The sequence below is a fragment of the Sphingomonas sp. CCH5-D11 genome (assembly GCF_001557395.1).
Classification (GTDB): Bacteria; Pseudomonadota; Alphaproteobacteria; order Sphingomonadales; family Sphingomonadaceae; genus Sphingomonas.
Window position 1 is genome coordinate 1 of the sequence record NZ_LSKH01000136.1, and the last position, 5,526, is coordinate 5,526.

5 protein-coding genes are annotated in these 5,526 nt (G+C 67.5%); 3 read left to right on the top strand and 2 right to left on the bottom strand.

The window, feature by feature from the left end; all coding sequences use genetic code 11:
* Positions 1–34: 34 nt before the first annotated feature.
* A complete protein-coding gene (locus tag AX702_RS08895) occupies positions 35–802 on the bottom strand; it encodes a hypothetical protein (protein ID WP_066778631.1) in 768 nt (255 codons plus the stop codon).
* Between the two features lie 138 nt (positions 803–940).
* Between AX702_RS08895 and AX702_RS08900 the strand changes: the two genes are divergently transcribed.
* Genes AX702_RS08900 through AX702_RS08910 form a run of 3 tightly spaced genes read left to right on the top strand, consistent with a single transcriptional unit; the run spans position 941 to position 4,170 of the window.
* Complete coding sequence (locus AX702_RS08900) at positions 941–1,528, top strand: glycoside hydrolase family 108 protein (RefSeq protein WP_269450383.1); 588 nt, start codon at positions 941–943, stop codon at positions 1,526–1,528.
* Positions 1,529–1,552: 24 nt separating this feature from the next.
* Entirely contained in the window at positions 1,553–2,500 is a 948-nt protein-coding gene (locus tag AX702_RS08905; RefSeq protein WP_066778634.1) for a hypothetical protein, read from the top strand.
* The gene (locus AX702_RS08910) at positions 2,497–4,170 is read left to right on the top strand and encodes a serine protease (protein ID WP_066778636.1); all 1,674 of its coding nucleotides are present in this window, start codon (positions 2,497–2,499) and stop codon (positions 4,168–4,170) included. Before AX702_RS08905 ends, AX702_RS08910 begins: the two co-directional genes overlap by 4 nt.
* A 142-nt stretch (positions 4,171–4,312) precedes the next feature.
* Here the strand turns inward: AX702_RS08910 and AX702_RS08915 are convergent, their stop codons facing one another.
* Entirely contained in the window at positions 4,313–5,305 is a 993-nt protein-coding gene (locus tag AX702_RS08915) for a TIM44-like domain-containing protein (RefSeq protein ID WP_066778638.1), read from the bottom strand.
* Positions 5,306–5,526: the final 221 nt, after the last annotated feature.

A 5,526-nucleotide genomic window follows, 5' to 3' on the forward strand; every position in this document is an offset into this window, starting at 1 on the left:
GGCCTGTTCCGCCCTTCCCGCCCCCGCTCGCCGCCTAGATGTCGATCGAGCGCACGAAATCGACAATGAACGGGCGCACCCGTTCCGCAATCTCGTCACCGGCAAGCGCCAGATGCGCTGGTGTGCTGCTGAGCTTGCGCACCGCCTGACGCACCTTGGTCTCCTGGTCCTTGAACTTGAAGAACAGCACCTGAGTGATGGTGCGCTTGGCGTCGATGGAAAAGCACACCAGCGTCATCTGCGGATTGCCGGCATCGTCCACATCGACATGGCCGACCTGGAATTTCGCGCCGCGCGCATGGGCGCTCGACCGGTCGAAGACGGTGATCCACGGCGCGTCCTCGTCCATGTCGCCCAGCCCTTTCAGCACGGCGAGCACGATGGAGGCGGCGGCGGCACCGGGCGCCAGCGCGGCGGTAACAACGGGAATGATCGCGCGGTGCACGTCGCCGCCCTGCTCATCCAGCCGGCGTTCCACCTGCTCCATATCCGCCAGCCGCCAGCCGACCGTCTGCAATACCTCCGAATATTTGTCGTACCAGGCGAAGGGTTCGGCGTCCGGCCTGGTCTTCATCGCCTTGTCGGCGGCAAGCTGCGCCAGCAGCATGGTGTCGGCCACGCGCCGCCGCAGATCTGCAGGCACGGCGGCGGTAAATTCGGTAAGCTGCGTGCCGATCGCCAGCGCTTCCTGCCCCGCGCCCGTTATCGGAACGCTTTCAATACGTTCCAAGAAAGCGCCGCTTTCCGGCAAGTCGAGCGCGCGAACATAGTCGCGAACCTTTACGGGACTGCTTTTCAGCATAGAACAGTTCCTTCGCAATATGGGTGCAAGCAAATAACCACGCCGACGCAACACTTGCGAATCACTTGGACTTGGCGGACAGTGATAGATGAGAAATCCGCGGGGGTTAACATGTCAACCGACGGTTTCATGCGATCCATGCCGTTCATCTTGCGGTGGGAGGGTGGGTTTGTGGACCATCCCGCGGATCCCGGCGGCGCAACCAACAAGGGGGTGACGCAGGCGGTCTATGATCGCTGGCGCAGGCGTCAGGGGCTGGCGCCGCGCTCCGTCCGGCAGCTGGACGAAGGCGAGATGAACGCCATCTATCGCCAGGGCTATTGGGTGCCGCCGCGCTGCGATCTGCTGCCGGTCGATCTCGATCTGGTGCAATTCGACACGGCCGTGAACATGGGGCCGGGCCGGGCGGTGAAGTTTCTGCAACATGCGGTGGGCGCGGTGCCGGACGGCGATTTCGGCGAGAATACCCGCAAGGCGGTGGACCGGGCGGACGGCGGCGCGGTGGCGCGTTATTGCGACCGGCGCGAGCGGTTCTATCACGCCATTGTGGCGAACAAGCCGTCGCAGAAGGTGTTCCTGAAAGGCTGGATGAACCGGCTGAACGCGCTGCGCGGGGCGGCCGGGCTGCCTGGTTTCGAAAGCGTGGGCGCGGTGGTGGACTTCGGCGATGCCGATTACATCGCCCGGGTGCCCGATGATGAAAGCGGGGATCCGCTGCTGAACTGAGCATCGCGCGGGAGCACCGGGCCCATGCCCCATATCACCTTCATTCACGGTATATCGAACAAGCCGCCCGCCAAGGATCTGCTGCGCCTGTGGCGCGCGGCAGTGGGCGACGGCACGGACGGGCTGTCGCTGGGAGATCTCGGCATCACCAGCGACGTCGTTTACTGGGCGGACCTGCTCTACGAGGCGCCGGACGAGAATTTGGCGGCTTATGAAGGCGTGCTGGAAAACAGCCCGGCGGCGATCGATGCGGGCGGTGATGTGGCGCCCGTCCAGCCGGAAAGCGCCGAGGAGGAAGCCTTTCTGATCGGGCTGCGCGCGAAGATGACCGCGGTAAGCGGCGCGGCGATGGTGGACGAAGCGGCCGGGATGGCGGCCGAGGACGCCCCACCCGCGGCGCTGGAGCGCATTCCGCTGCCCTGGTTCCTGAAGAAGCGCTTTCTGGAAGCCTATCTGCGCGACGTGCATCATTATCTGTTCGACACGTCCTTCGCCCCGCCCGGCCGCCCGCCGCCGCTGCCGATCCGACGGACGATCCGCGAGCGCTGCGTCGCCACGCTCGGCGCGGCGCGCTCGGCGCCGCATGTGGTCGTCTCGCACAGCCTTGGCACGGTGATCGCTTACGACTGCCTGAAACGTGTGGCGGATTGCCCGGCGATCGACGGGCTGATCACGATCGGCAGCCCGCTCGGGCTGGACGAGGTGCAGGATCAGCTCGCTCCCGAATGGACGCGCGACGATGGTTTTCCCGGCGAACGGCTGCGCGGCGGTTGGATCAACCTGTTCGACCGGCTGGACCCGGTGTGCGGCTTCGACCCGTTGCTCGCCAATGACTTCAAGGCGAACGGCGAGCGGCTGGTGGAGGATCTTGTGGTGGAGAATGACGGCGCCTGGCGCCACTCGGGCACCAAATATCTGCGCCAGCCGGCCTTCCGCCGTGCGCTGCGCGGCCTTCTGGGAATAGCGGAATGACCGACCCGACCGAACCGTTCGACCCTCCCGATGTCACGGACGCGATGATCGCGCGGTTGAAGGCGGCGGGCGACGACAGAACGGTGAACGAGGCGGTCGCGTTGCTGGATCGGCTCCGCGCGGTGCGCGCCTTCGTACAGGTGGAGCAGCTTGCCGAGCAGATCCGCCGGCGAAATCCCGGCCATGTGCGTGCGCGGCGGCTCTACGGCCAGGCACTGATCGAGAGCGGCCGGCCGACCGCGGCGATCGACGTGCTGCGCGTGATGCGCGACGATCTGCCACCCGACCATCCCGAACGCGCGAAGGCGGCCGGGCTGATCGGGCGCGCGTTCAAGGAAATGTTCTTCGACGCTGGCGATGATGCGGCGCTGGCCGGCTGGGCGCTGGATCACGCGCTGACCGCCTATCGCATCGCCTATGAACATGATCCGGTCGCCAATGCGTGGCAGGGCGTCAACCTGCTCGGCCTCTCGGCGAAAGCGCAGGAGATCGGCCGGAAGGCGCCGGTGGACCCGGCGGCGATCGCGCGCGACATCCTGGCGCAAGTCGATGCCTTGCCCGAGGAGCAACGCGGGCCGTGGCAAAGCGCATCGGCGGCCACGGCGGCGCTTGCGCTAGGCGACTGGGAGGCGGCGCAGGAGCGTTTCAAGGTCTTCCTCACCGACAAGGGGGCGAGTGCCTTTCAGATCGGCAGCACGCTTCGCGAATTGCTGCGGACCTGGAATATCGAGGGGCGCAGCGGCGGGCATGACCTGGTCGCCGCGCTCAACGTGCGCATGGCGCAGGAGCCGGACGGCGCCGCCGACCTTTCCGTCGATGAAGTGCGGGCTGAAACCGCGCGGCTCAGCGCGGCGGACGACCAGGACAAGGCCGGGCGGTTCGAGGCGGTGCTGGGCAACGCCGGCTTCCAATCCTACCGATGGTGGAAGAACGGCATGGAACGGGCGCAGGCGGTCGCCTCCGTGCGTGACAGCGTGACGGGGCAGCGCGTCGGCACCGCCTTTCTGACCACCGCTGCCGCCTTCGGGCTCGAGACGCCGGACGATCAGCTGATCGTCACCAACTATCACGTGGTGAACGCCGCAGGCGAGTTCGTCGACCGCAACACCCGCCAGCGCGCGCTGAAGCCAGACGAGGCGGAGGTGGTGTTCGAAGCGGTGGACAGCACGCCCTATCAGGTGGCGGAAATCCTCTGGTCATCCGACAATCAGCGCCATGACGTGACATTGCTTCGGCTGGCCGAGCGCGTACCCAACGTCCGGCCGCTGAGGACGAATACGCAGCTGCCGCTCCGTGCGGAGGAGCTGGGCGACGGCACGGTCCCGCGCGTCTATGTGATCGGCTATCCCGGTGGGCGCGACCTCGCCTTCTCCTTCCAGGACAATGAACTGCTGGACCATGAGGGCCCGGCAAGCGGCCGGCCGCAGATCGAGGGCGTGTGCCGCGTGCATTACCGCGCACCGACGGAGGGCGGCAGCTCCGGCAGCCCGGTCTTCAACTATGGCAGCTGGGAGGTGATCGCCGTCCACCACAAGGGCGGGCGAAGCGGGATGCCGAAGCTGAACGGCGTGGTCGGCGAATATGGAGCCAATGAGGCGATTTCCGTCGCCTGCATCGCGGACGCTATCCGGAAGGAAGCGGCCGTAGGCAGCTTGGCGGCACGAGGCTGATCGCGACGCCGCACGGAACACGGGCCCATCGCGCCCCGCTCGCCCGGAGCAACGCCGGCTGACGCTCGCTCCGGGCGTGTTGTTCGACAGGCTCAGGCGAGCAGCGATCTCGCGCCGCCCGCCCTTCGCCGCACCTTATCGATCAGGCCTCCTGGATCGCCGACAGGCGCCACTGACCCTGCGGCTCGCGCCTGAACGTCCACAATTCGGTGGTGTCGGTCGGGCGCGACGAGTCGCCTTCCAGCACCGCGCCGGTGCTGCGATCGAGCATCACGTCCGTGCTCTCGTAGCGCATGGCGATGGTGGCATAATCGGTTGCGCCCTCGCGCCATGCCTCCGCCACCTCGGCATCGAGCAGGCGCGTGCCGGCCACGCTGTTGCGGCGTCCGGCGGTGGCGTTCTGGCTCAGCTCCTCGGCGAAATAGGACATCACTTCGGGCGTGGTACGCTCGCGCAGGCGGCCGAAATCCTCGTTGGAGAAGGCGTCCTGCACTTCCGTCAGCAGCCGTTCGAAATCATGCCGGTCGGCGTCGTTGATGGCGATGTCCGCACCCTGGTCCTGCACCGCCGGGCGCAGCGCGGAAACGGTCGCTGACGGCGCGGCCTGCGGCGCCTGATGGCCAGAGAAGGACGAAGCCATGCCGCGCCCGTTGCCGGCACCGGCGCCGGCAAAGGCATGGGCCGGCGCGCCCGTCGACTTGCGGCGGAACAGGCGAAACAGGAAGAACAGCAGGCCGCCGATCAGCACGATCTGCAACAGCGCCATCACCGCGCCGGCACCGCCCAGCGCGCCCATTCCGCCGCCCAGCAGCGCGCCGATCAGCCCGCCCGCGAGCAGGCCACCCAGCAGCCCCTTGGCCATGCCGCCGCGCTGACTGGTGGCGGCGGCGCCGGCACCGGCCGCGGCAGTGCCCGCCTGCGTCGCGCCGGCCGGCCGGTCGGTCATCGACCGCTGCATGGGCGCCGTCTGGCGCGGGGCGACATTGGTGGTCGCCGGCGCATTATAGGTGCGCGCGCCCCGGCTGCCGAAGCTGCCTCCACGCCGCGCATCGGCCTCCAGCGGCGCGGTGAGCATCACGGTGGCCGCAAGGCCGATGCCAACGGCGGCGAAGGTGCCCTTCTTCAAGCGGATCATCATATCTCCTCAGACGAACAACGTCTTATCTTTGTCAGCTTACAGGTCGTGCGAAGTCGGCAGTGCTGGCCTCAATCGAACAATTCCTCCAGGAACGACTTGCGGCGCTTGGGCGGCTTGCCGTGACCGTGGCGATAGGAATCGTGCGCATATCCTTGATTTCCCTGCGCATGCGTCCCCCAGGGGCTCGGCGCGGCGGACGGATAAGCGGGCGGCGGCGG